The 24,441-nt window shown below is 73.5% G+C and carries 27 protein-coding genes; 11 read left to right on the top strand and 16 right to left on the bottom strand.

The features are described from left to right. Nucleotides 1–128 precede the first annotated feature (128 nt). Nucleotides 129–332, bottom strand: a complete 204-nt coding sequence (locus M1R94_RS10425) for a cold-shock protein (protein ID WP_249381628.1) — start codon at nt 330–332, stop codon at nt 129–131. A 220-nt stretch (nt 333–552) separates the two neighbouring features. Here M1R94_RS10425 and M1R94_RS10420 point away from each other — a divergent pair, with 220 nt between their 5' ends. Beyond that, nucleotides 553–1,284: a glutamine amidotransferase gene (locus tag M1R94_RS10420; RefSeq protein WP_249381627.1), complete on the top strand. Its 732-nt coding sequence runs from the start codon at nt 553–555 to the stop codon at nt 1,282–1,284. A gap of 61 nt (nt 1,285–1,345) precedes the next feature. Here M1R94_RS10420 and M1R94_RS10415 read toward each other — a convergent pair whose 3' ends face one another. From M1R94_RS10415 to M1R94_RS10400, 4 genes are all read right to left on the bottom strand, one after another. Continuing rightward, nucleotides 1,346–1,702, bottom strand: a complete 357-nt coding sequence (locus M1R94_RS10415) for a GntR family transcriptional regulator (RefSeq protein ID WP_308199900.1) — start codon at nt 1,700–1,702, stop codon at nt 1,346–1,348. After that, on the bottom strand, nt 1,699–2,637 hold the full coding sequence (locus M1R94_RS10410) for a hypothetical protein (RefSeq protein ID WP_249381626.1): 939 nt from the start codon (nt 2,635–2,637) through the stop codon (nt 1,699–1,701). The genes M1R94_RS10415 and M1R94_RS10410 overlap by 4 nt, the downstream gene beginning before the upstream one ends. A gap of 103 nt (nt 2,638–2,740) precedes the next feature. Beyond that, nucleotides 2,741–3,514, bottom strand: a complete 774-nt coding sequence (surE, locus tag M1R94_RS10405) for a 5'/3'-nucleotidase SurE (protein ID WP_249381625.1) — start codon at nt 3,512–3,514, stop codon at nt 2,741–2,743. Between the two features lie 75 nt (nt 3,515–3,589). After that, nucleotides 3,590–4,567 carry a 1-phosphofructokinase family hexose kinase gene (locus M1R94_RS10400; RefSeq protein ID WP_249381624.1) on the bottom strand — a complete coding sequence of 326 codons (978 nt, stop codon included), beginning with the start codon at nt 4,565–4,567 and terminating at the stop codon, nt 3,590–3,592. Between the two features lie 265 nt (nt 4,568–4,832). Here M1R94_RS10400 and M1R94_RS10395 point away from each other — a divergent pair, with 265 nt between their 5' ends. Further along, the gene (locus M1R94_RS10395) at nt 4,833–4,997 is read left to right on the top strand and encodes a hypothetical protein (RefSeq protein ID WP_249381623.1); all 165 of its coding nucleotides are present in this window, start codon (nt 4,833–4,835) and stop codon (nt 4,995–4,997) included. 57 nt (nt 4,998–5,054) lie between these two features. Here M1R94_RS10395 and M1R94_RS10390 read toward each other — a convergent pair whose 3' ends face one another. Beyond that, complete coding sequence (locus M1R94_RS10390; RefSeq protein ID WP_249381622.1) at nt 5,055–5,294, bottom strand: PspC domain-containing protein; 240 nt, start codon at nt 5,292–5,294, stop codon at nt 5,055–5,057. A gap of 323 nt (nt 5,295–5,617) precedes the next feature. On the opposite strand from M1R94_RS10390, the gene M1R94_RS20745 reads away from it, so the two are divergent. Continuing rightward, nucleotides 5,618–7,510, top strand: a complete 1,893-nt coding sequence (locus M1R94_RS20745; RefSeq protein ID WP_249381621.1) for a PKD domain-containing protein — start codon at nt 5,618–5,620, stop codon at nt 7,508–7,510. 6 nt (nt 7,511–7,516) lie between these two features. On the opposite strand, the gene M1R94_RS10380 is transcribed toward M1R94_RS20745, so the two are convergent. Next, nucleotides 7,517–8,017 (bottom strand): ATP-binding protein, encoded by a 501-nt coding sequence (locus tag M1R94_RS10380; protein WP_249381620.1) that lies wholly within the window; start codon nt 8,015–8,017, stop codon nt 7,517–7,519. Nucleotides 8,018–8,229: 212 nt separating this feature from the next. Then, entirely contained in the window at nt 8,230–8,931 is a 702-nt protein-coding gene (locus M1R94_RS10375) for an HAD-IA family hydrolase (protein WP_249381619.1), read from the bottom strand. A gap of 134 nt (nt 8,932–9,065) precedes the next feature. Here M1R94_RS10375 and M1R94_RS10370 point away from each other — a divergent pair, with 134 nt between their 5' ends. Then, complete coding sequence (locus M1R94_RS10370; RefSeq protein WP_249381618.1) at nt 9,066–9,785, top strand: DUF5701 family protein; 720 nt, start codon at nt 9,066–9,068, stop codon at nt 9,783–9,785. Nucleotides 9,786–9,791: 6 nt separating this feature from the next. On the opposite strand, the gene M1R94_RS10365 is transcribed toward M1R94_RS10370, so the two are convergent. The 3 genes from M1R94_RS10365 to M1R94_RS10355 form a co-directional block, all read right to left on the bottom strand. Then, nucleotides 9,792–10,076 (bottom strand): hypothetical protein, encoded by a 285-nt coding sequence (locus tag M1R94_RS10365; RefSeq protein WP_249381617.1) that lies wholly within the window; start codon nt 10,074–10,076, stop codon nt 9,792–9,794. A gap of 61 nt (nt 10,077–10,137) precedes the next feature. After that, entirely contained in the window at nt 10,138–11,136 is a 999-nt protein-coding gene (locus M1R94_RS10360) for a Gfo/Idh/MocA family protein (protein ID WP_249381616.1), read from the bottom strand. A gap of 28 nt (nt 11,137–11,164) precedes the next feature. Further along, complete coding sequence (locus M1R94_RS10355; protein WP_249381615.1) at nt 11,165–11,782, bottom strand: pentapeptide repeat-containing protein; 618 nt, start codon at nt 11,780–11,782, stop codon at nt 11,165–11,167. Nucleotides 11,783–11,862: 80 nt separating this feature from the next. On the opposite strand from M1R94_RS10355, the gene M1R94_RS10350 reads away from it, so the two are divergent. The 5 genes from M1R94_RS10350 to M1R94_RS10325 all read left to right on the top strand — a co-directional run bounded on the left by M1R94_RS10350 (nt 11,863) and on the right by M1R94_RS10325 (nt 17,135). Further along, nucleotides 11,863–12,135, top strand: a complete 273-nt coding sequence (locus M1R94_RS10350; protein ID WP_249381614.1) for a DUF2277 domain-containing protein — start codon at nt 11,863–11,865, stop codon at nt 12,133–12,135. Nucleotides 12,136–12,189: 54 nt separating this feature from the next. Beyond that, nucleotides 12,190–12,426: a hypothetical protein gene (locus M1R94_RS10345; RefSeq protein WP_249381613.1), complete on the top strand. Its 237-nt coding sequence runs from the start codon at nt 12,190–12,192 to the stop codon at nt 12,424–12,426. A gap of 359 nt (nt 12,427–12,785) precedes the next feature. Further along, complete coding sequence (locus M1R94_RS20350; protein ID WP_283253217.1) at nt 12,786–15,704, top strand: helix-turn-helix transcriptional regulator; 2,919 nt, start codon at nt 12,786–12,788, stop codon at nt 15,702–15,704. 41 nt (nt 15,705–15,745) lie between these two features. Further along, the gene (gene ligD / locus M1R94_RS10330) at nt 15,746–16,804 is read left to right on the top strand and encodes a non-homologous end-joining DNA ligase (RefSeq protein WP_249381612.1); all 1,059 of its coding nucleotides are present in this window, start codon (nt 15,746–15,748) and stop codon (nt 16,802–16,804) included. A 25-nt stretch (nt 16,805–16,829) separates the two neighbouring features. Beyond that, nucleotides 16,830–17,135 (top strand): putative quinol monooxygenase, encoded by a 306-nt coding sequence (locus tag M1R94_RS10325; RefSeq protein WP_249381611.1) that lies wholly within the window; start codon nt 16,830–16,832, stop codon nt 17,133–17,135. Here the strand turns inward: M1R94_RS10325 and M1R94_RS10320 are convergent. The 3 genes from M1R94_RS10320 to M1R94_RS10310 all read right to left on the bottom strand — a co-directional run bounded on the left by M1R94_RS10320 (nt 17,132) and on the right by M1R94_RS10310 (nt 20,732). After that, nucleotides 17,132–18,781 (bottom strand): DUF4153 domain-containing protein, encoded by a 1,650-nt coding sequence (locus M1R94_RS10320; RefSeq protein WP_249381610.1) that lies wholly within the window; start codon nt 18,779–18,781, stop codon nt 17,132–17,134. The genes M1R94_RS10325 and M1R94_RS10320 overlap by 4 nt on opposite strands. Nucleotides 18,782–18,921: 140 nt before the next feature. Continuing rightward, nucleotides 18,922–19,578, bottom strand: coding sequence for a response regulator (locus tag M1R94_RS20740; protein WP_249381609.1), 657 nt, complete (start codon nt 19,576–19,578; stop codon nt 18,922–18,924). Then, nucleotides 19,575–20,732: a sensor histidine kinase gene (locus M1R94_RS10310; protein WP_249381608.1), complete on the bottom strand. Its 1,158-nt coding sequence runs from the start codon at nt 20,730–20,732 to the stop codon at nt 19,575–19,577. The genes M1R94_RS20740 and M1R94_RS10310 overlap by 4 nt, the downstream gene beginning before the upstream one ends. A 145-nt stretch (nt 20,733–20,877) precedes the next feature. Here M1R94_RS10310 and M1R94_RS10305 point away from each other — a divergent pair, with 145 nt between their 5' ends. Continuing rightward, nucleotides 20,878–21,792 (top strand): ABC transporter ATP-binding protein, encoded by a 915-nt coding sequence (locus M1R94_RS10305; protein ID WP_249381607.1) that lies wholly within the window; start codon nt 20,878–20,880, stop codon nt 21,790–21,792. Nucleotide 21,793: 1 nt separating this feature from the next. Then, complete coding sequence (locus M1R94_RS10300; RefSeq protein ID WP_249381606.1) at nt 21,794–22,576, top strand: ABC transporter permease; 783 nt, start codon at nt 21,794–21,796, stop codon at nt 22,574–22,576. Nucleotides 22,577–22,657: 81 nt separating this feature from the next. On the opposite strand, the gene M1R94_RS10295 is transcribed toward M1R94_RS10300, so the two are convergent. Together M1R94_RS10295 and M1R94_RS10290 are read right to left on the bottom strand one after the other, a co-directional pair. Then, nucleotides 22,658–23,410, bottom strand: a complete 753-nt coding sequence (locus M1R94_RS10295; RefSeq protein ID WP_249381605.1) for an ABC transporter permease — start codon at nt 23,408–23,410, stop codon at nt 22,658–22,660. Further along, the gene (locus M1R94_RS10290; RefSeq protein WP_249381604.1) at nt 23,407–24,345 is read right to left on the bottom strand and encodes an ABC transporter ATP-binding protein; all 939 of its coding nucleotides are present in this window, start codon (nt 24,343–24,345) and stop codon (nt 23,407–23,409) included. Before M1R94_RS10290 ends, M1R94_RS10295 begins: the two co-directional genes overlap by 4 nt. Nucleotides 24,346–24,441: the final 96 nt, after the last annotated feature.

Here is a 24,441-nt window from a genome sequence, read left to right as displayed (position 1 = left end):
GGGGCGCGCCCGCCCGCCCCGGCCCCCGCCCCCCCCCCCCCCCCCGCCCGGGCCCCCCCGCCCGGCGGGGGGGGGGGGGGGGGCGTTCGGTGTGGATCGATGGTGAGCGTCAGCTCACCGAACAAGAGTCAGAGCGGGCGGATGTCGTCCGCCTGGGGGCCCTTGGGGCCCTGCTTGACCTCGAACTCGACCTTCTGGTTCTCCTCGAGCGAGCGGTACCCGCTCGACGCGATCGCGCTGTAGTGCGCGAAGACGTCGGCGCCGCCGTCGTCGGGAGCGATGAAGCCGAAGCCCTTTTCGGCGTTGAACCACTTCACGGTGCCAGTAGCCATGTTTGTCTCCTTCAGGAGTGTCAATCGGACCCGACGTTCGGGCCGCTCATCGCGGTGTTCGTCGTCCGCTCCTGGTAAGGAAGGCGTACCGGACCCGGGGGTTCGGCACAGTCGAGACGTGCAAGCACTGCAACTTCGGGCACGACACTACGGCACCCGGGGCGAATGCACCAGGAGGAACCAGATCGAACCCTCCACACCGACGGGTTAGGCTCCGGCCGTGACCCCGTTCCTGCTGCTCGCGACACGTGCCGACGACGCAGCCGCCGACGGGGAGTACGAGGCCCTGCTGCGGTTCGGCGGTCTCGCACCCGACCAGCTCCACCGGGTCCGGGCGGAGGCGTCCTCGCTGCCCGACATCGACCTGCGCCGCTACGCCGGGGTCATCATCGGCGGCAGCCCCTTCAACGCGAGCGACCCGGTCGAGTCCAAGTCCCCGGGCCAGCTGAGGGTCGAGCGGGAGATCTCGTCCCTCCTGGACGAGGTGGTCGCACGTGACATGCCCTTCCTCGGCGCCTGCTACGGGGTCGGCACCCTGGGCGTCCACCAGGGCGGGGTGATCGACCGCACCTACGGCGAGCCGGTCGGCGCGGTCCCCATCACCCTGACGGCGGCGGGCCGCAAGGACCCGCTCTTCGCGGGCCTGCCCAGCACGTTCGACGCCTTCGTCGGGCACAAGGAGGCCGTTCGGACCCCTCCACCCGGCGCCGTGGTGCTCGCGACCTCGCCGCACTGCCCGGTGCAGGCCTTCCGGATCAAGGAGAACCTGTACGCCACGCAGTTCCATCCCGAGCTGGACGTGCCCGGGATCGTGGCCCGGGTCGAGGTCTACCGCCATGCCGGGTACTTCCCGCCCGACGAGCTCACCCAGGTCATCGAGGCGGTCAGCGGCGCGGTCGTCGACCAGCCTCCCCGCATCCTGGCGAACTTCGTGGCGCGCTACGCCCGCTGAGTCCCACGAACCACGCACGTCAGCGCCTCGGGCACCGGCGACCCCCGCCGACACCGCCCGGTCAGCGCTCCAGGGCCTCCCGGGCGAGGTCGAGCGCCCGGACCGGGTCGACCTCCAGCTCCCTGACCCGCTGGGCGAACTGCCCCGCAGCGATCCGGGCCTCACGCTCGCGGTCCGCGCCGCGCAGGGCGACGAAGGTACCTGCCCGCCCCCTGGTGATCACGACCCCGTTCTGCTCGAGCTCGCGGTAGGCCCGCGCCACCGTGTTGGCGGCCAGCCCCAGGTCCTCGGCGAGCCTGCGCACCGTGGGCAGCCGGTGCCCGGGGACCAGACCTCCCTGGGACACCAGGGTGTCGATCTGGGCCCGGACCTGCTCGTAGGGCGGGACGTGCGAGGCAGGGTCGACCACGAGCATCATCGGTGGGCCGCCTGTCCCGCCTGGGCTGCCTGGTCAGCCGGGACCGGCGCGGGCCACAGCCGCTGCCGGAAGTGCCGCTGAGGGTTGCTCACCAGGCTCACGACCGTCATCACCGCGCCCGCGACGAGGATGATCGGCAGCACCGCGAGAGTGACGCCGACCGCGGGGTTCGCCGGCCAGCCGCCCTCGAGGCCGTCACTGATGACCCCCGACAGCACCACGGGCCCCGCGGCACCGACGAACAGCGAGAGGGTGGTCAGATCACGCAGCGTCCTGGCCCGCAGGGCGTCGTCCCACGCCAGCTCGAGGCTCGTGGTCGCGACCTGACGCTGCTGGACGAGCCGGTGCGCGAGCAGCTCGTCCACCACGACGACCGCGGCGGGCACCACGCCGCACAGCACGAGCAGCCCCGCGGGGACCTCGCCGAGATCGAGCAGACCGGTCCGGTCCACGAGGGCCGCGGCCGCCGCGAGGAGCGCGGACGCACCCGCCAGGACCCAGGTGGACCACCGCTCGTACCCGGGCACGTAGTCGGCATGGGTGGGGGTCGACGCCCGGGCGATCCGGGGCCCGGCGGACGCCGTCGGCCGGGTGGACTCGCGCCAGGCCACGACGCCGTTCCCGGTCGCGTGCCCGGCGAAGACCGCGGCGACGACCAGGAACGGCGCGTAGGTGATGCGCTCGAACAGGTCCGTGCCGACGTACAGCCAGGCCGCGACGGACCACACCGCGACGATCACGCCGATCGCGCCCGCCCTCTCCCGCCGGGCGAGCCGACGTGTCACGGCGGGCTCGTTCGTCTCGTCGAGCGCGAGGTCGACGGTACGGGCGAAGCGGTGAGCCCGCGCGGCGCGACTCGCTCCACGGCTGTACAGCACGATCATGATCACGGCGTGCACCGTGAAGCCGATCAGGAGGAACGCGGTGGCCTGCATCAGGACTCCTTTGTGTAGCGAACTTGTACCAATGTAGCACTACAGTTCTGCGACACAAAACCTTCCGCGTGCCCTCTCGCGGCGCCCCGCTCCCGGCGCGTCGTCACCCCTCGCCGGGCCAGCCGCCCCGGTGCTCGGGCAGCGTCACGTCGGGGTCGAAGCACGGGGCGCGCAGCAGGGTGAGGGTCGCCCAGCCGGCCGCGAGCAGCCCGGCGTCGGAGTCCACGTCGGTGGTCGGGTCGATCTCGGCGTAGGTCACGGTCAGGTCGCCACCCTCGACCTCGTCGACCGTCGCCTGCACCGCGCCGAAGGACGCCAGCGGCGCCTGCCGGACCCCGCGCAGCTCGGCCAGCGGCACGTCCGGGACGTTGACGTTGAGCACCCCGCCCGACGCCTCGCGCCCCGTCAGCCAGGCGAGCCCGTGCGCGGCGACCCGCTCGGCCGTCCCCCAGTGGCGGGGCCGGGCAGCAGCGCACGAGACCGCCAGACCATGGATGCCGTGCGTCATCGCCGAGAACGCCGCGCCGACCGTCCCCGAGTGGATCACCGCGTTGCCCGTGTTGGGCCCCCGGTTGACCCCGCTGAGCACGACGTCGGGTCGAGGCCCGAAGGCATCGTGCGCCGCCAGGAACGCGATGAGCCCCGGCGAGGCGCCCACCGCGAACGACGGGACGCCCTCGGGCAGCCCGGGACAGGGCTGCGGACGCCTGACCAGCGTGCCGTCCCGCTCGACACCGAGCAGGGACGCGCTGGCCCCCGAGTACTCGTGGGCGGGTGCCACGACGGTCACCTCGTACCCTGCGGCGAGGGCGACCCGTGCGAGCACCGCGAGGCCCTCGGACTCGATCCCGTCGTCGTTGGTGATGAGCGCTCTCATGCTGCCTCCTGTCCTGTCCTGTCCGGTCCGGTCCGGTCCGGCCTGCCGCACGGGGCGTGCCACGCGGCAGGCCGGTCAGGTGATCTCGTGGACGGCCACCTCGTGCGCGAAGCGCTCGATCTGCTCGCGCCGACCGGTGCCCAGTCCGTGCCGCGCCACGTTGAGCGCCCCCGCGGCGGCTCCCAGCCGGACCGCCTCCTCCAGGTCGAGCCCGCGCCCGAGGCCGACGGCGATCCCCGCGGTCATCGAGTCCCCGGCGCCACGGTGCTCGACCGGCGTCACGTGCGGAACCCTGACCTCCACGGCCCGCTCCCGGGTGACCACCAGGGTCGGGTCCTGCGCACGCGAGACCACCATGGCGCGCACCCCGTCGGCAAGCATCCGACGAGCGCCGTCGACCAGACCCGCCCGCGACCTGCGCTCGGCGAACCCCCCGTCGAGCATCTCCGAGTGACTCATCTTCAGGACGTCCACCCCGGGACCGAGCACGGCCCGGGTGGCCTCCCCCGAGAGGTCGGCGACCACCGTCCGGCCCGTGGCGCGCAGGTCGTCGGCCAGCCGGCCGAAGACGTCGGCCGGCAGCGTCGTGGGCGGGTCGGCCCCGGCAACCACCACGACGTCGACGTCCAGTGACCCGACCAGGACGGTGCCGTAGAGGTCGTCGATCTCGTGGCGGTCGAGCGGCGACGGCGTGGTCCGGACCACCTCGACCTGGGCGCCGTCACGATGATCCAGGATCGAGGTGCCGTTGGCCCCTGCGTAGGGGGTCGGACGCACGCCGATCCCCTCGTGCTCGACCAGGTGGGCGAGCACCTCACCCGACTCTCCCCCGAAGGGTCCGCAGACCACGACGTCGGCCTCGAGCACCGAGGCCATGCGAGCCAGCCACAGCCCCTGACCACCGAGGTGCAGGTGCACCTGGGGCGCGTCGTCGGGAGGCGTGGGCTCGATCACCAGGCTCAGCAACGGCGTCGCGGCGAGCACGAGGACCCGGGGCCGGGAGTCCTGCTCGCCCCCCTCGTGGTCGGGGTCCGGGGTCGGTCCACGAGACACGGTGCTCCTCCTCGTCCGCGCCCGGCCAGGAGGTGCCGCCCTCGGGTCCGGGCGGGCCACCGACCACCCGGCCGGAGCTCACAGTCTGCTCGGCCGGACCGGACGTCGCACGCCCGGGGCCGGGCGAGGCGCTCGGACCGGAGCCCGTCCCGACGGGTGACCTGCGTGGGATCGCGACCATCCCTCGCGGCCAACCCCTCAGGAACGCCACCGCCGTGCCGAATGTTCTGGTATGGAAGCGGTCAACGCGGACCCGGAGGTCCTGATGCACCCCTCAGAGCACGACCTCACCGATGCAGCCGTCCCGTGCGCAGCGCGGCCCTCCACCGGCTTCCTCCACCTCGACGGTGCGTGCCGCTGCTTCTTCGGCGGTCCGCCCCCCGAGTTCGCCCCGGCGCGAGCCCTCTCCGAGCTCAGCCACGCGTCCTGATCCCCGCGCGACCTGGACGCGCCCGCGGGGCCGCGCACCTCGGCCGTGGCCACGACCTCAGTCGCGTGGCACGTCCCAGGTCACCTGGGTCGGCTCGTTCGGCATGAGGATCCACAGGATCGGGTAGATCAGGATCGGGCTGCCCGGCACCACGAGCAGCAGCAGGAGGAAGAGGAACCTCGTCGGCCACGGCTCGAGTCCCAGCCGGCGACCGACCCCCGCGCAGACGCCGGCGATGACACGTCCGTCACGGGGCCGGACGAGGCCCTGACGGGTGAAGCTGTCCTGGATGCTCACGGGTTTCTCCTGGTCGATGGGTCGGGCGGTCCGGTCCGGACACCACCACCCTGCCGCGGCCGGACGGCGCGCACCTCCGGGATGAGCCCTGACCCGACCCCGGTTCGCACGCAGACTCCCCTAGGGGTCCCGGCACCGAACCACCCGGTCGGACACCTCAGGTACGGGCCCGGGCCGGCGATGAGTCGTAGCACCCCTTGACCAGCGCGCGACCAGACCGGCACCCGACGGCGGGTGACCCCGGCCGGTCGCAGCGGTCATCTTCCGTCGCCGTCCACGCCATCGCGCCGCGGGTCGCCGCGCGCCACCTCTCGGAGGTCACCGTGCCCTCAGTCCGCCCACCCTCGACGACCCTGCGGGTCCGGGTCACCACCGTCATGACCCTGGCCGCGGCCCTGGTCGCCGCGGGGTCGTTCACCGTCCCGTCGGCCGAGGCATCCCCTGCCGCAGCGAGCTCGGTCGGCGAGACCGACCCGCGCACGGCGTCGGAGCAGCTCACCCCCGCCCGCGGGATGCTCTTCGGTGCGCACGTCGCCGGCCGTGCTGCGGGCGACGCCGAGAGCAGCGTCGCGGCCTTCGAGACCGACATCGGCCGCAAGCTCGACCTGATGCGGTGGTACGTCCGCTGGGACACCCCGATGCCCCCGAACCCGGTGGTCCGGACGATCGAGCGCGGACGGACACCCGTGCTCTCGATCGAGCCGACCCTGGAGGACCGCACCCGGCTCCCCTGGGCGCAGATCGCCCAGGGCGCCCACGACACGCGCATCCGCGAGCAGGCCGCAGCGGTGCGCTCCCTCGGGGTGCCGGTCTTCCTGACCTTCCACCACGAGCCCGACTACGCCACCGGGCACGGGACCCCCGCCGAGTTCCGTGCGGCGTGGCGGCACTTCGTGGAGGTCTTCCGCCAGGAGGGTGCGACCAACGTCGCGTGGACCTGGGTGATGACCCCGGGCAGCTTCGGTGCCGCAGCGGTCACCGCGGGCGCCGAGGCCTACTACCCGGGGGACGACGTCGTGGACTGGCTCGCCCTCGACCCGTACAACTGGAACGCCTGCACCACCGGTGTCCCCTCCCGCTGGCGACCCATGTCGGAGATCGCCGGTCCCTTCCGGGCCTGGGGTCAGGCGCGCGGCAAGCCCCTGATGCTCGCCGAGTGGGGCTCGTTCGAGGACTCGACCTCCTCGACCCGCAAGGCCAACTGGTACCGCGAGTCGATGTCCACCCTGGCCGGGTGGCCCGAGGTCAAGGCAGTCGTGGCCTTCCACGCGCACGGCAACTGCGCCTGGTGGGTCGACTCGACCCCCACGTCCCTCCAGGGCTTCGTCGACGCAGGTGCCCGATCGACCGCCCACGCCCGGGCCAACGCGTGGCTGCGCCCCTCGGTCACGCACGGGACCGCGCCGCTCACCCTGACCCTCGACGCGTCGGGCAGCACCGGGACGGCCTCGCGCAACGGCTCCGGCATCACGAGCTGGTCCCTCGCCCTGGGCGACGGGACCGTGCGGACGGGACAGGGCCAGCCACCCTCGGACCTCACGCACACCTACGCCGCGGGGACCTACGAGGCTCGGCTGACCGTGACCGACGCCACCGGTTCGAGCAACGTCGACCGCCGCACCGTGCAGGCGGCGCCGGCGCCCACCCTGACCGCGAGCGAGCGGGAGCGCACTGCGACGTCGATCCAGCTCAACGCCTGGGTGAACCCGCACGGTCACGCGGCCACGGTCCGGTTCGAGTGGGGCCCGTCCACCGGCTACGGCAGCTCGAGCCCGGTGATCGACGTCGCAGACGTCCCCTACGCCAAGCACGTCACCCACACCGCGAGCGGGCTGCCCGTGGGGTCGAGGGTCTACTGGCGGGTCACCGCGACGACCGTGGCAGGGACGTCGGTGCTGACGCGGGTCACCGACACCCACGGCCCACCGACGAGCACCGGCACCCTGGGCGCGGACCGCACCCGCACCTCGGCCACCGTGCGGGTAGGGGTCCACCCCCACCTGCTCGCCACCTCCGCGCGGCTCGAGTGGGGCACGTCCCCGGCGCTGGGCAGCAGCACCGTCCCGCAGCAGGTCGACGCGCTCACCTGGGAGAAGACCGTGACGTTCAGGCTCGACGGCCTGCTCCCCGGCAGGACTTACCACTACCGGCTGGTCGCCACGAACTCGCTGGGCACAGTCACCGGACCGGTGCGGACGGTCACGACACTGCCCTGAGGTGGGTCAGAAGTCGTCGAGGTCGAGCTCGAACCAGACCGTCTTGCCGCCATCTCCGTGCTCCTCGACGCCCCAGCGGGTCGCCATGGCCTCGACGATCGCCATGCCCCGGCCGCTGGCCGCCGTCGGCTCCTGACGCAGCACGACCGGCGGTTGCGCGCCCGTGTCCGCGACCGAGACCCGCAGGACACCGGAGTCGTGGTGCACCCGGACCCCGATCGCCCCGCCCTCGGGACCGTGCAGCACCGCGTTGGCGAGCAGCTCGCTCGAGAGCAGCTCCACGACCTGGTTCGCCATCCCGGTCACACCGTGCCCGACGGCGCTCTGCACCACCCAGTGGCGACCGACGGCGACTGACCTGCGCTGCGAGGGAAGGACGATGCCGTCGGAGTCCTGCGTCCCGCCGGCGGTCTCCGAGGGGGGCGGTTCCGGTGGCGGCTCCTGGGCACCGAGCACGAGGCGGAGGGTGCGGCCCGAGGAGGTGCGACGAGCATGCTCACCGCTCACGGACCTCACCTCGTCTCCTCGACACCACGCCATCGGCTCACCACACCCCCCTAGGGTGGTCCATCAGGGCCTCCCTGGCGCGTCGACCCCGCCAGGACGGACCTCAAGCCCGGTTCCCGCAGGGACGACGACGTGCCCTGCCCCCAGGGTAGGCCTCACCTGTCCACCGCCTGCCGGACCTCCCGGGCGTGGCACCTGACCGAGGTGCGCGCTCAGCACAGCTCGACCCGGACGCCGTCGGGCACCAGCAGCAGACGGACCGCCGAGAGGTCGCGCACCACGAGATCCGCCTCGATCCGGCCGTCGGCCGCGGTGGTGGTCAAGGCCAGCGTCGCCGCCCCTGCAGCCTCGCCCGCCTGGACCCCCGCGGTCGCGTCCTCCACGACGAGGCAGTCCTCCGGCCGTACACCCAGCCGGTCGGCGCCGAGCCGGAAGGGCTCGGGGTCGGGCTTGCCGCGGGTCACGTCGTCCACGGTCACCACGACACGCGGCACCGGCAGCCCGGTCGCGACCAGGCGGGCCTGTGCGAGCCGGCGCGTGCACGACGTCACGATGGCGCTCCGGCCCGGGGCGTCCACGGCGTGCAGTGCGCGGCTCGCCCCGGGCAGGATCGCGATGTCGTCAAGATCCGCGACCTCGAGCTCCTCGACCCGCTCGACGGCCCGTGCCCGCTCGCTCGCCGTCCGGTCGTGCATGAGGTGGTCGAGCAGGGCACGTGCCGGCGTCCCGTGGAAGTCCCCGAACCGCTCCGCCGGGATCGCGAACTCCTGGGCGAGCCGTGTCCAGGAACGGACCACCGAGCCGATCGAGGAGATGAGCGTCCCGTCCATGTCGAACAGGACCGCGCTGAAGGTCCGGTCCAGGACGAGTCCGGGGGCGCGACCCCGGACGGCGTCGCGCGCGCTGGTGCTCACCGCCCCAGGGTTCCACGCCCTGCGGCCGACATCGTGCACCGCCACGGCGCGACGTCGCGGAACTCCCGCTCCACGCCCCACGTTGACCAGGGGCCCGTTCGCCGAGCGGCGTACCCCGACCCCCAGGAGCAGCCGTGCCCACCACGATCACCGCTGTCGACCCGGACCTCCCGACCGTCCGCGCAGCGACCCCGGACCTGCCCGTCGACCTCGATGCGGACCCTCGCACCGAGCTGCGACGCCAGACGGAGGTGTACCTCGCGCTCGGTCTGCCGGAGCTTCTCGGCGTCACCGGGCAGGCGTTCCGGTCCGCGTTGCTCCCCCTGGCCGACCTCGTCGAGGAGTCCGCCGCGGGCGCCGGTGACGCGGGGGCCGACAGGGGCGACGCCGTCCCCTTCGTGCTCGTCCTCACCGGTGACTACGACCTCAACGACGCGGTACCGGCCATGCGACGCGCGGGCCGCACCGGTGTCAGCGTGATCGATCGCGAGGAGCTGGCCACCTACCGCGATGTCGCGGGGGTCGAGGTCCCCGGGGGCGGCGCCTACCTGCTGACCGGCATCGACACCGGCAGCAACTACTGCGGCACCAGGCCCGAGGACGCCCTGCTCGCCGTACGAGCGGCCGGACGGACCCCGTTGACGATCACCGAGGGCGTCGCCCTGACGATCCTGCGACCCGACATGCTGCGGCCCAACCGCTGCTACTCGCTGATGGGCTCCCGTGCGACCAACCAGCGGGTGCCCGCGGTCTGGATCAGCGACCGGCGTGCCAAGCTCGGCTGGTGCTGGGACCGCAACCCGCACACGTGGCTGGGCGCCGCGTCGGCCCGCGACCGGGTCGCGGCGGGCTGAGGGGCGTCAGGCGGTCGGACGGCCGGGCTGCTGCCAGGCGAGGTCGATCAGGCGGGGGATCCCGGGCGGTGCGGCCTGGGAGAGCGCCAGGTACTTCGCCTCCGCGCGGTGCAGCCGCACGTGCTCGTCGAGGGTCCAGGTCGGACCGTTGGACAGCGTCGTCCCGCACGAGCACTCGAGCCACACGGTGCCGTCCGGGTCCTGCCGCAGCTCGCCCACGGTGTAGTGGGTGGACCGCGCGTTGGCCTTGGCGTCGCGCAACCCCGCGCTGACCGGCTCGTCGAAGCTCACGACCACAGGTGTACCAGTCCGGGCGCCCGGACCGAAGTCGGACGCTGCGACCTGCACCGGGTCAGGCTCCCAGGCTGCTGCGCTGCCGGTACTCGGCGAGCAGCGTGTCCACGACCCGGGCGGTGCGCAGCGCGCTCTCCCCGGTGCTCAGACAGCTGCCGTGCCCGGTCAGCGCGTCCACGACGGACTGGATCATCGGGAGCTGCACGGTGTCCGGGTAGGGAGCGTCGATCTCCCGGGTCCCGTCACCGTTCGACAGTCGCAGCGGCTCCTGACCGAACGAGGAGAACCTGAGCGACCCGTGCGTCCCGACGATCTCGACCTCGTCCTGGTGCTCGTGGGCGTCGAAGCACCACAGCCCGACCCCCTCGACCCCTGAGGCGTGACGGAAGGTCGCGGTGACGAGGTCCTCGGCCGCGTAGCGGCCCGCCTGGTTCGCGGCGGTGCCGGTCACGTGGGTGACCGGCCCGAGGAGGTGGTCCAGGAGGTCAAGGGTGTGGGATCCCAGGTCGACGAAGTACCCCCCGCCGGAGATCTCGGGCCGGACCCGCCAGGGCAGCCCGGCCGGGTCGTGGTCGGCCGGGTCGGCGGGCTTCTGCGTCCGCACCACCACCGAGCGGGGCGTGCCGATCGCACCGTCGTCGAGCAGGGCCTTGACGACTCCGAACCGGGGCATGGCCCGGCGGTAGTACGCCACGAAGAGCGGCACCCCCGCGGTGCGGCAGGCCTCGATCATCGCCTCGCACTCGGCGGCGCTGCGCGCCATCGGCTTCTCGACGTAGACAGCCTTGCCCGCCCTGGCCGCCCGCACGGCGTAGTGCCGGTGGGAGTCGGGCGGGGTGGCGATGTAGACGGCGTCGACCTCGGGGTCGGCCAGGAGCGCGTCCGCGTCGTCGTACCAGCGCGGCACGCCGTGCCGGCGGGCGTAGTCAGCCGCCTTCGCGCCGTCACGCCGCATGACCGCCACGAGCTCCGACCGGTCGGCCCGCCGGAAGCCGGGCCCGCTCTTGGCCTCCGTGACGTCGCCGACGCCGATGATCCCCCACCGCACCCTGTCCATGGGGTGACGCTAGCGTGCCCCGTGGCGCTTACTCGGCGCGGACGTCGAGCCCGAGCCGCTCGGCCACCCCCACCGCCTGGTCGACCAGCACCACCGCACCTCGCAGCTCCACGGTGCGCGGGTCCAGGCTCGACAGGTCGCTGCCGCGCAGGTCGCAGCCGGTCAGGTCGGCCCGCTCGAACCAGGCACCGGACAGGTCCAGGTCGCGCAGGGTCCCGCCCTGGCACTGCGCGCCGGTCAGGTCGGCCTCCCGCAGCCGCGTCCCGGTGAAGGTCGCCGACCGCAGGTCCGCCCCGGCCAGGCCGACGAACGACCAGTTGCCCCCCACGACCGTGAGCAGGTTGATCGTGCACGCCTGGAACCTGCTGCCCACGAGCTTGCACCGCTCGAACCGGGTGTCGAAGAAGGTGCACCGCACGAAGCCGCACCCGGTGAAGGCCGAGTCCCGGTGCACCGAGGCGTTGAAGCGGACGTTGCGGAACGCGCAGTCCTCGAAGGTCGCGCCGTCTCCGGTCACCTCGGTCATGTCGACGTCGACGAAGGCCACCCCGGTGTGATGCTCGCCCGAGATGTCCCGGGCGTACCAGTCGGCCCCGACCACGGTCGTCGTCGTCGGGGGCCAGGACGCGTCACCGCGGTCAGTCATCTCTGGTCACCCCGCCATCATCACGTGCGGCACCGACAGGCCCCTCCCCACCGACCAGGAGGCCGTCGTACATTCGGAGCATGTGCCGCAACATCCGCCCCCTGAACAACCTCGAGCCCGCGGCGACCCCGGACGAGGTCCACGCCGCGGCGCTGCAGTACGTCCGCAAGGTCAGCGGGACCACCCGGCCGTCCCGGGCCAACCAGGAGGTCTTCGACCGGGCGGTCGAGGAGATCGCCCACCTCACCCGGCACCTCCTCGAGGCGCTGGTGACCACCGCGCCCGCCAAGGATCGCGAGGTCGAGGCCGCCAAGGCACGGGCCCGATGGGACCGTCGCGCGGCGGCCGGATAAACCTTCACCGGAGAGCGGTTCCAGAACGGCCCGGATAGGAGGACACTGGTCCTGATGTCCTCCTCGCCCCCCGGTAGACGCCGGCACCTGCCCAACAGTCCGTTCAACGCTGCCCGCGAGCGCGCGTTGCTCCCCGCGGACCCCATCCCCATCGGCGCCCGTGTCTCGCACGAGCGCCACGGCATGGGTCGCGTCGTGGCGTTGGACGGCATCGAAGCCGTGATCGTCGACTTCGGGGACGGCGAGATCCTCCGGGTCCCCCTGGGCAGCCGTCGCCTCGAGGTCATCTAGGTCCGACCGGTACCGGCGGTCCGGTCTGAGGCACCTCAGACAGGTCGCGGCCCGGTCCGGTCCTGCGCACCGGTCAACCTCCCGATGTGCCGCAAGGCACCTCAGGGCGAGTGTGGAAGCACCGAGCGAACCGCTCGGCAGGCCGCACCGGAGGACGACATGACCATCACCTGGGGACCCGCGCTCGACGCCGAGATCGCCTACCGACAGGAGCGCGTGCAGGCCCAGGCCCGCCCGCGCGTGGCCCGCCCGGCGCCGGAGGACCCGGCCCCGGTACCCGCTCGCGTCTCCGCTGCCGTGCGCCGCGGGACCGCCGCGCGCTCTACCGGACGTCGGTGGTCGCTGCCAGGATCGAGGACATGGCACGTGGCACGTTGACCTCACCGTTCGTCGCCCGGCAGACCCAGGTCGCCGCTCTCCGCGCGGCTCTCGACCGGGCTGCCGACGGCGTCCCGGGCACGGTCCTGGTCGGCGCCGACGCCGGGGTCGGCAAGTCCCGGCTGCTGTCGCGCTTCGCCGAGATCAGCACGGACGCCGGAGCGACGGCCGTCACCACCCACTGCGTGGACCTGGGCGAGGTCGGCCTGCCCTACCTGCCGTTCGCCGAGGCGCTGGCCCAGCTACGGGCCATGGACGGCGTGGTCGACGAGGTCGCCGCCGTGCGCCCGGCCCTGGGCCGTCTGCTGCCCTCGCGGGCACCCACGCAGGACCCGCCCGGCGAGGACAGGTCGGTGCGGCTGCAGCTCTTCGACGGGATCGCCGAGGTCCTGGGTGCCGTCGGCCGGCCGGGCGCTCCCCTGGTGCTGATCCTCGAGGACCTGCACTGGGCGGACTCCTCGAGCCGTGACGTCCTGCGGTACCTCGTGGCCCGGCTGCGCACCGAGCACCTGCTCATCGTGGCCAGCTACCGCACCGACGACCTCCACCGCCGCCACCCGCTGCGCCCGATCCTCGCCGAGCTGTGGCGCCACCAACGGGTCGAGCGGCTGGACCTCGAGCCGTTCACCGCGGACGAGCTCCGCGAGTTCACGACCGCCGTCACGGGCGCACCGGTGGGGCAGGCGACGCTCGACAGCGTCATGGCGCGCTCCGAGGGCAACGCGTACTTCGCAGAGGAGCTCCTTGCAGGCGGGCTCGGGGGGTCAGCACTCCCGGGGACCCTCGCGGACGTCCTGCGCGCGCGGATCGAGCAGCTCGACCCCCCGGTGCAGCGACTCGCACAGGTCGCCTCGGTGGCCGGGCGACGGGTCGCCGAGCCGCTGCTGCGCGCCGTCCTGGCCACCGACGCCGGGCCGGGTCTGCGCGAGGAAGGGCTGGACGCGACCCTCCGCGAGGCGGTCACGCACCACCTGCTGGTGGGTGAGGACGGCCGGATGGCCTTCCGTCACGCCCTGCTCGCTGAGGTGGTCTACGGCGACCTGCTGCCCGGGGAGCAGACGACGCTGCACCGCGCCTACCTCGAGGCGATGAGGGCCGACCCGTCGCTGGGCCCCCCGTCGAGCGTCGCCGCGCACGCCCTGCGCGCCAACGACCTCCCGGCGGCGCTCGCAGCGTCCCACGCGGCCGCCCTGGACGCGGCCGTGGTGCTCGCCCCCGCCGAGGAGCTCCGTCATCTCGAGACGGTCCTGCGACTGTGGGACGCGGTGCCGGACGCCGCGACCCTCGTCGGCGAGGACCGCATCGCCGTCCTCGGGCGGACGGCGCTCGCCGCCGGGCGAGCGGGTGAGGCCGAGCGGGCCGTCGCCCTGGCCCGGGACGCCGTCGCCTCGGCCGCCCCCGACCGGGCCCGCCGGGCACCGCTGCGCGCGGCCCTGGCCCGCCACCTGCTCGGTGCCGAGCGCGAACGTGAGGCCCTCGCGGAGTCCACCGCGGCGCGCGCCGAGCTGACCGAGCAGACCCCACCGGCCGAGCGGGCCTGGACGCTCGCCACGCACGCGCGGTGCTGCCTGGTCAACGACCTCGACGAGGAGGCGACCGCCGTGGCCACCCTCGCCATCGAGGCCGCGCGGGCGGCCGAGGTCCCGGCAGCCGAGGCGGACGCGCTCGCGACCCTCGCGGTGCTCGTGGTCGACGACCACGCCCGCACGGCCGAGCTGCTGGCGACCGCACAGCGCAGGGCGCGCGAGGCGGGTGACCTGGTGACCGAGCAGCGCTGCGCGTACAACCTCGCGACGACCCACTACTACGCCGGTCACCTGGAGGAGTCGGCCGCCGTGCTGGAGGCAGCGCAGGTGCGCACCCGCGGTGCGGGCCTGACGTGGAGCGAGTTCGGCGTCTCCCAGCGCTTCTTCCGGGACCTGGTGCGCTACGCCCGCGGTGACCTCGCGGTCGACCCGGGCTGGGCCGAGCCGCTGCCCGAGTCCCAGGCGGCCCTGCTGGGCGCCGTGCAGCAGTACTCGGCGGTCGCGCGCGGCGAGTGGGAGGAGATCCTCTCGGCCGTGGAGATCCCGCCGGTGTGGGCATGGGACGGCCAGGTCGCTCTCATCACGGGTGGCTGCACCATCGACGCGCTCACCTGGGTCGGGCGCCTCGACGAGGCCGTGAGCCTGGCCACCGATCTCATCGACCACCTGGGCAGGGCCTGGACCGACTACTTCCTGGGCGGGATCTGGCTGGCGGCGCTGGGCATCTCCGCCCTGGCCGACGCCGCCACCGCCGAGCGGCTCGCGGGCAAGGATCCCGCCGCGAGGGTGCGCCTGGGGACCGAGCTGGTCGAACGGGCCATCCGCACCGCTGAGCGGGGGCGACCCCGGGGAGGCCGTCTCGGGCCGGAGGGACGTGCCTGGCTCGCCAGGGCCCGCGCCGAGCACGCCCGCCTCCTGGGCGACGGCGGTGCCGACGCGTGGCGCGAGGCCGTCGAGGGCTTCGGGTACGGCTACCGCTACGAGGAGGCCCGCAGCCGGTGGCGATGGGCTGAGGCCCTGGTGGCCGCGGGTGACCGCCGCGGCGCCCAGGAGCAGGCCGCCCGGGCGGCCGAGGAGGCGCAGTCCATGGGCGCCGCCCCGCTGCTCGAGGCCGTGCACTCCCTGGCCCGTCGTGCGCGCCTGGACCTGCCGGGGGTCCGTCGTGCGCCGTCGTCGGTGCTGACCGACCGTGAGGCCGAGGTGCTTGCCCTGGTGGCCCGAGGGCTCTCGAACCGGCAGATCGGCGAGCAGCTGTTCATCAGCGGCAAGACCGTGAGCGTCCACGTGTCCAACCTCCTCGCCAAGCTCGGGGTCACCGGCCGCGCCGAAGCGGTCTCGGTGGCCCACCGCCGCGGGCTGATCGGTGCCGGCTGATTCCCCTGGCCGCACGCACCCCCCACGTCTACGGTGAGGCCATGGCACGCGCGACGACGCCGGCGGTCGAGCTCGACGTGGGGGGACGGACCGTCCGGGTCACCAGTCCCGACAGGGTGGTCTTCCCCGAGCGAGGCCTGACCAAGCTCGACGTCGTGCAGTACTTCCTGGCGGTGGGCGACGGGATCCTGGGGGCGCTGAGAGATCGGCCGACGACCCTCGAACGGTGGCCCAAGGGGGTGTTCGAGGGCGCCCGGCTCGCGACCCGCACCGACTCCTCGGGCGACGCGTTCTACCAGAAGCGGGTCCCCCAGGGCGCACCGGACTACGTGCGGACCGCCCGCATCTCCTTCCCCAGCGGACGCACCGCCGACGAGGTGTGCCCGACCGAGCTCGCCGTGGTGGCCTGGGCCGCGAACCTCGGCACCCTCACCTTCCACCCCTGGCCGGTGCGCTCGGCCGACGTCGACTCCCCTGACGAGCTGCGCATCGACCTCGACCCGCAGCCCGGTACCGACTACGACGACGCCGCGCGGGTCGCCCCCGAGGTGCGGGCGCTGCTGCACGAGCTCGGCATGGAGGCCTGGCCCAAGACCTCGGGCGGGCGCGGGATCCACCTGTTCGTGCCGATCGAGCCACGCTGGACCTTCACCCAGGCGCGGCGCGCGACCATCGCCCTGGGCCGCGAGGTCGAGCGACGGCTGCCCGAGCTGGTGACGATGAAGTGGTGGAAGGAGGAGCGCGGGCAGAAGATCTTCATCGACTACAACCAGATGGCACGCGACCGCACCATCGCCTCGGCCTACTCGGTGCGTGCCAACCCGCGCGCCACGGTCTCCGCCCCGTTGCGCTGGGAGGAGGTCGACCAGGTCCACCCTGACGACTTCGACGTCACGACCATGCCCGCCCGCTTCGCCGAGGTGGGTGACCTGTTCGACCGCGGCGACCTGGCGTACTCGATCGAGCCGTTGCTCGAGCTCGCCGACAAGGACGAACGTGACCACGGGCACGACGACCTCCCCTATCCCCCGGAGTACCCGAAGATGCCCGGGGAGCCGACCCGGGTCCAGCCCAGCCGAGCCAGGCGCCCCGAGGCCTGAGACCCCCGACCTCTGGAGAACCACGATGCCCTACGGACACCTCGGGTCGATGCGCACCCGACCAGGCCGCCGCGACGAGGTCGTCGCGATCCTCACCGAGGGCGCCGCGGCACTCCGCGAGGCCGGCTGCCACCTCTACGTGGTGGGCGTGAGCGAGACCGACGACGACCTCGTGTGGGTCAGCGAGGTCTGGGAGTCCCAGGCCCACCACGAGGGGTCGCTCGAGCTCCCCGCGGTGCGCGAGCAGATCAGTCGTGCGATGCCGATGCTGACGGGCGAGTTCGAGACGCACCCGCTCCGGGTGGTCGGCGGGCTCGGGGTCGAGTCCTAGCAGCGGCCGGTCACGAGCGACCGGTGCGAACCGTCCGACCAGGTGGAGTGCGCCTGCGCGCGTGAAAGGTTCCACCCCGCCAGGCCACCGGACGCGGGGGCGACCTCGACCCCGGCCAGCAGGCACGACCGCAGCGGCTCGTCGAGCTCGGCCATCGTCGGCACGGCGTCGGCCGACAGACCCTGCAGGTAGGTGACGTCCAGCGCGGCAGCCGTACGGCTGCCGGCATCGGCCCCGGGGTCGGCTGCGACGTTGTACCGCACGATCATCGCGTCGGGGTTGGCGACCGCGAGCCCCAGCAGGGCCGCCGCGGCGACGTGCACGACGGCGCGCGGCAGCCACCCGCCCCGCCAACGCACCCCGGCGACCAGGACCAGGACGAGCACGAGGCCCAGGACGATCTCGGCGAGCACGGCGGACACCCTCAGACGGGTGAGCCCGAACGCGTCGACGTACAGGCTCATCCGGTGCAGCGCGGAGACCACCACACCCAGGGTTGCGACGCACAGCACGCCCAGGGCGGCACGGGTCACCAGCCGGTCACGTGCGGTCTCCCGGGGGGCCCGCCGCGCGGCGACGGCGACCACCACGAGCGTCAGCGCGGTGGCGGCCACGAGCTGGGCGAAACCCTGCCGCGCGTACTGCGCGTAGGTCAGTCCTGCGGTCTCCAGGACGTGCTGGTGGCCCCCGAGCAGGGCCACGACCTGCACCGTCACGAAGGCCAGCACCATCGCGTCCAGGGCGAGCACCGGGAGCAGCCACTCGCCACGGCTGACCGGCCGGGCCGGTGGCAGGCCGAGCGTGGACCACGCCGGGGGTGCCAGAGCCAGGTGCGCGAGGGTCGCGGCGAGGACCGCCACCAGCACACCCACCACGACCCGTCCGGGGAGCAGGCCGAGGTCGACCCGCAGATAGCTCGCGAAGACCAGGTCGGCAGCAGCGAACAGCAGCCCGAAGACGAGCAGCAGGACCGCCGTGACGGCCACGCTGCGCAGCACGACCAGCGCCTGCGCGCGCCGTGGGCCGACGAGCTCGCCCGCGCTGCGCGAGAGCCAACGCACCGCTCGCAGGCCTCCCGCGGCCCAGCTCAGGACACCGAGCAGCACTGCGGGTGCCGACCGCGCGGAGGTCGCCGCGGTCGCGCCCACCACCGCCGCCGCTGCCACGCACAGTCCCACCAGCCAGCCCGCGTCACGCACCGCGACCACGGCCACGAGTGCGACGCACAGGGCCGCCGTCGCCAGGTCGCCGACCGCACGCCGTCGGAGCAGGGCCGGGACGGCTGCGCCCCACACGACGAGCCCGACGAGCCCGATGCCCAGACCCGGCCGGTGCCCCACGACCAGGATCCCGCCCGCCAGCCCGGAGACCGTGATCCCGACGAGCACCGGGGCGGGCACCGTCCGGCGGTCCTCGGCCCAGAAGTCCCGCAGGGCGGTCGTGACGGGTCCGGGCGGCCGCGGCAGGGAGACGGTCGGGCCGGGGGCCCGCAGGAGGGTGGTGGTCGGGCCGGGTGGGACGGACGGCGCGGACGGACCGGGCCGGCCCGGCGACGTCGCGGTCGGTGTCACCGCACGGTCCGACGGGGGCCGGGGTGCCGACGGGGGCGGGGGTGTCGGCGGGAGCGGCGTGCCGGGGTCGTCCATGTCCGTCACGCTAGAGATCACCGCCCGGCCGTGTCCGCCGCTCGGGGGGCGGGTTCTGGGAGGGTTCTGTGCGCGTCAGTGAACATCTGCGCACCGGCGCTCGTCGTCGACCGCGGACCGCTCCGAACCGCCGGGAAGCCTCACGCGTCGCCGAGCAGCCCCAGGTGCAGGGCGCGGAGCACCGCACGGGTCCGGTCCTTGACGCCGAGCTTGGCCAGCACGGACGAGATGTGGTTCTTCACGGTCCCCTCGGCGAGGAACATCGCCTCGGCGATCTCACGGTTGGTGTAGCCACCGGCGAGCAGCCGCAGGATCTCCGTCTCACGCTCGGTCATCGGCTCCGCGGGGGGCAGGTGCGCGAACCCGTCGGGCTCCGGCTGGGTCTCGATCGCCCTCAGCAGACTGTCGGTGAGCGCGGGCCGCACGACGGTTCCCCCCTCGGCGAGGGTGGTGATCGCACCGACCAGCTCCTCCAGGCTCACGTCCTTGAGCAGGTAGCCCTTCGCCCCGGCGCGGAGCGCGCGCAGCACGAGGTCGTCGTCGTCGAAGGTCGTGAGGACTAGGACGGGCACCGTGTGGCCACGCTCGCGCAGCGCCTCGAGCGTGGCCAGGCCGTCCCGCCCCGGCATGCGCAGGTCGAGCAGCAGCACGTCGGGCTGGCAGGTGCCCACGAGGCCGAGGGCCTCGTCACCGTCCGCGGCCAGCGCCACCACCTCGATCGTGTCGCTCAGCCCCAGCAAGCTCTCGATCCCCTGGCGGACGAGCCGCTGGTCGTCCACGACGACCACGCGGATCACGTCGGCACCGCGGCCCGGCGCGGGAGCACCGCGTTGACCCGGAAGCCGGAGGAGCCGTCGAGCTCGACCTGGCCGCCGAGCGCTGCGACCCGCTCCTGCAGCCCCCGCAGCCCGTTCCCGACGACGACGGGCGCCCCTCCGACACCGTCGTCCTGGGTCTCGAGGTGCACGTCGCCGTCCTCGGCACGGTTCAGCGTGACCCAGAGGTTCTCGGCCTGCGCGTGACGGATCGCGTTGGTGACGATCTCCTGGACCGCGCGCACGAGAGCTGTCGCCCGGGCGTCGTCCAGGTCGAGGTCAGGATCGACGTCCAGGTGCACCGTGGGGTACGGGATGTCCCCCACGACCTCCGCGAGGGCGGTGCGCAGGTCGAAGGGCTGGGCCCGCTCGGTCCCCACGACCGAACGGACGTCACCGAGCAGCTCCTTGGCCAGGGCACGCGCACGCACGACGTGCTCGCGGCCCGGACCCTCGGTGCGGTGGGTCGCGATCTCCAGCTCGAGGGCCAGCGCGGTGAGCTGGTGGCCGAGCACGTCGTGCAGCTCACGGGAGATCCGCAGACGCTCCTGGGCCTGGCTCGACTGGGCCAGCAGGGCGGACGTGCTGCGCAGCTCGACGTGCGCCACGGTCACCTGACCGAGCGCCTCGCTCACGCGCTCCTGGCTCCAGACCATGCTCGCGCTGGCCATCTGGAGCAGGGCGTACAGCACGCCGACGAGCACGACCTCACCCCAGGGGCTGGGTGTGGTCACCAGCGGCCCGGCCGCCGAGGACGCTGCGACCACCACCGCGCTGTTGAGAGCGACGACCGCGAGCGTCGCCCGGACGCTCAGGTGAAGGGCTGCCGACGCGGCGACGATGACCAGGAGGATCGCGGACATCCCGCCACGGTTGGGCGAGAGCAGCACGACGACGGCGCCGGCCACGACCGGCACCGCGACCAGCACGAGCCGGCCACGGACCGACCGTGGTGTCGAGCGCACCGACACCACGGCGACCCCGACCAGGTAGGTCACGAAGGCCACGAGCCAGGTCCCCAGGATCAGCGGCGTGCCGACCGCCGCGACGCCCGAGCCCTCGACCACGGCGACGAGCAGGCACACCACCACCAGGCACGCGGCGGCCCACATCTCGACGTACCGGCTCCGCTGCATCAGGTCAGCGTACGGAGCCGGCCATGCCCAGGTGAGGTGCCGGAAGTCATGGTGCGCTCCGGTGACGACCGGCAGATGTGGCACTCGGGCGCACCTCCCTAGCGTGGGAGCCGGAACGGTCGGACGACTCGAGGAGGCAGGACGCATGGCGGCGATCGAGGTCGAGGACCTGCGCAAGCGCTACGGCGGCACGGTCGCCGTGGACGGTGTCAGCTTCGCGGTCGAGCGAGGGGAGATCTTCGGCGTCCTCGGGCGCAACGGCGCAGGCAAGACCACGACCGTCGAGTGCCTCGTCGGCCTGCGCAAGGCCGACAGCGGCCGTACCCGCGTCCTGGGTCTCGACCCGCACGCCGATCGCGACCGGCTGCGTCAGGTGGTCGGGGTCCAGCTCCAGCAGGCCGAGCTGCACGACGGCCTGCGGGTCCTCGAGCTCGTCCGGATGTATCGCTCGTTCTACCCGACGGGCGCCGACCCCGAGGAGCTCGTGACTCGGCTCGGGCTGTGGGAGTCACGCAGGACGCCGTTCGCCCACCTCTCGGGCGGCCAGGCACAACGGCTCTCGATCGCCCTGGCCCTGGTCGGCGCCCCTCGGGTCGCGGTGCTCGACGAGCTGACCACAGGGCTGGACTCCCCGGCCCGGCGCGACATGTGGGGACTGGTCGAAGGGATGCGGGACGACGGCGTCACCGTCGTCCTCGTCACGCACATCATGGAAGAGGCCGAGCGGCTCTGCGACCGGATCGCCGTGATGCACGCGGGCAAGGTCGTGGCCCTCGACACCCCGGCGGGCCTGGTCGACCGCGCCGACGCGGCCCCTGCGGTGAGCTTCCGGGTTCACGGCAGCTTCGAGCCCACGATGCTCACCGCACTCGCGAGCGTGCACGACGTCGACGTCCGGGGCGAGGTGGTGCACGCGACGGGCCACGCCGACCTCGTGCACGACGGCGCACTGGTCCGGGAGATCACCGACGCGCTCGAGCACCACGGCGTCGTGATGAGCGACCTCCGGACGCACCGACCGAGCCTCGACGACGCGTTCCTGGCGATGACGGAGGACTGACATGAGCCACGACACCGAGACCCTGCCCGTGGCCCACCGGCCCGGCCCCGCCGCCTGGGCGCAGCTCGTCCTGGGCGAGGCCCGTGTGGTGGTGCGGGACACCGCTGGTCTCATCCTCCCGATCGGGATGCCGGTGCTCATCCTGGTGATGAACGGCATCGGAGACGGCGCCGACCAGGTGCTCGCGAACGGGAGCACCGTGATGAGCGCCATCATCCTGCCGCTGACCCTGTCGATGGTGGCGGCCCTGGTCGGCGTGGTGAACATGCCGTCGTTCCTGGCGTCCTACCGCAAGCACGGCATCCTGCGCCGGCTCGCCGTCACCCCGGCACGCCCCTCGATGGTGCTGGTCAGCCAGATGGCCGTGAGTCTGGTCCAGTTCCTCATCGGGGCCGGACTCGCCGTCACGCTCGGTGTGGTGGCCTTCGGCGCGACCCTCCCGGCAGCGCCCGGGTGGGCCCTGCTGGCCGGCCTGGGACTGGTCGGCTCGATGTACGCCGTGGGCCTGCTCATCGCCGCCACGGCACGCAGCGTCAACGGGGCCCTGGCGGTCGGCCTGGTGGCCTTCTTCGTCATGCTCGCCCTCGGGGGCGGGTTCGGCCCGGTCGAGAACCTCCCCGACGCGCTGGCCACGATCGGTGAGCGCCTGCCCTTCGGCGCGGCGAGCGCTGCGCTCTCGGCGGCCTGGGTCGGCCAGGCACCGAGCAGCCTGCACCTCGCGGTCCTCACCGCGTGGACCGTGGTCGCGGGCGCGCTGTCGGCCAAGCTCTTCCGCTGGACGTGACGCGCTGCGCAGAGAGAGGTCCTGCCGAGGTCCGACCGGAGGATCAGGCGCGCTCGGCGAGATCTCCCCGAAGAGAGCGTCCTACAACCGGTCATCGGTGCGGAGCCGCCAGGCGGTCAGCACCGCGCAGGCCACGAGCAGACCGGAGATGACGGCGACGGCCTGCAGGTCCACCCCGTTCCCGAGCCAGGGTCCGCGTAGCAGGCGGGCGCCGTACGTCACCGGGAGGGCGTCTCCGACGCGTGCGAGGGTGTCGGGGAGGACCTCGCTGGGAGGCCCGGCTCCGCCCAGCATCACGAACACGAAGAAGAGCAGCACCCCGAGCCCCTGAGCGGCCCGCGCCGTCGGCAGCACGAGGCCGAGCAGCGCACCGAGCACCGCGAACGAGACCGCGCACAGCAGGTGAGCCGCGACCACCCCGATCCAGTCCTGGGGGGTGAGCGCGCCGTAGGCCACGACGGACACGCAACCCACGACGACGGCGCCGACGGTCGCCACGCACGTCGCCACCACCACGTGCGCCCCGATCAGCGCGACGGGGGACAGCGCCGACGCGCGGAACCGGCGCAGCACGCCCTGCTCGCGGTACCCGGCCAGGTGCACCGGGACGGTCAGGACACCGACGGTCGCCGCCACGAGGGCGACGTAGGCCGAGGTGTAGAAGTCGACGGCGCCGATGCCCTCCCACACCGACGGGTCTGCCGGCTGTCCACCGAAGACGCCGTTGAGGACGTACAGGATGACGACCGGGAGGACCAGCACGAAGAGGACCGTCATCGGCTCCCGGCTGAACAGCCGCAGCTCGGTGGCGGTCACCGCGACCAGTGCTCTCACGCGCCCGCCTCCTCCTGCCCCGGAGATGCAGGATCCCCGGCCGTCAGCGCCAGGTACGCGTCCTCGAGGGTGGGAAGCTCCCCGCGGAGGTCGATCGGCTCGAGCCCGTGGCAGACGAGGGCGTGCCCGACCCGGGCCAGGAGGGGGCCAGCGCCCGTCACGCGCGCGCGGCCGCCGCCATCCTGCTCCACCGCGTCCACCCCGGCGACGGAGCGGAGGAAGCCCAGGTCGGATCCCGGTGCGACCGTGAACGTGACCACCACGGACCGGCACTGAGACGCCACGACCTCGGCCGGCGTACCGGTGGCCACCACGCCGCCCCCGACCAGCACCGCGAGCCGGTCGCACAGGCGCTGCGCCTCGTCCATGAAGTGGGTCACCAGGAGCACGGTCGCGCCGCGGTCACGAACAGCCTCGACGAGGTCCCACGCGACGCGGCGTCCTGCGGGGTCAAGCCCGGTGGTCATCTCGTCGAGGATCACCAGCCTCGGATCCGCCACGAGCGCCAGGGCGACGAAGAGCCGTTGCCGCTGGCCGCCCGAGAGGTCACCGAACGCCGTCCGGCGCTGGTCCCCCAACCCCCACTCCTCGAGGGCCGCCTCCCACGGACGACCACCTGGCCGGATCGTGGAGAACAGGCGCAGCGCCTCCCCCACCCGCAGCCGGTCGGGCAGGGCCGAGTCCTGGAGCTGACTGCCGACCAGGCGCCGGACACCGGCCGGATCGGTCCGCGGGTCGAGCCCGAAGACCTCGAGCCGGCCCTCGTCGGCGTGCCGGAGCCCCTGGAGGCACTCGACCGTCGTCGTCTTGCCCGAGCCGTTGGGCCCGAGCAGGCCGAAGATCTCACCGTCGGAGACGTCGAAGGACACGTCCGCGGCCGCGACGGTCGGGCCGTACCGCTTCTGCAGGTGCTGCACCGAGACGGCCGTCGCCATGCACGCCACGATCCTCCGGGCGCACTCCCAGCGGCAAGGTCTCGCCGAGGTGGGTGTCGGCAGGACCATGGGCTGACAGCAGAGTGCCCGGCATCA

Origin of the sequence: Actinotalea alkalitolerans (genome assembly GCF_023369855.1) — a bacterium.
GTDB lineage: Bacteria > Actinomycetota > Actinomycetes > Actinomycetales > Cellulomonadaceae > Actinotalea.
This window is presented reverse-complemented; position numbering and strand designations above follow the sequence as displayed.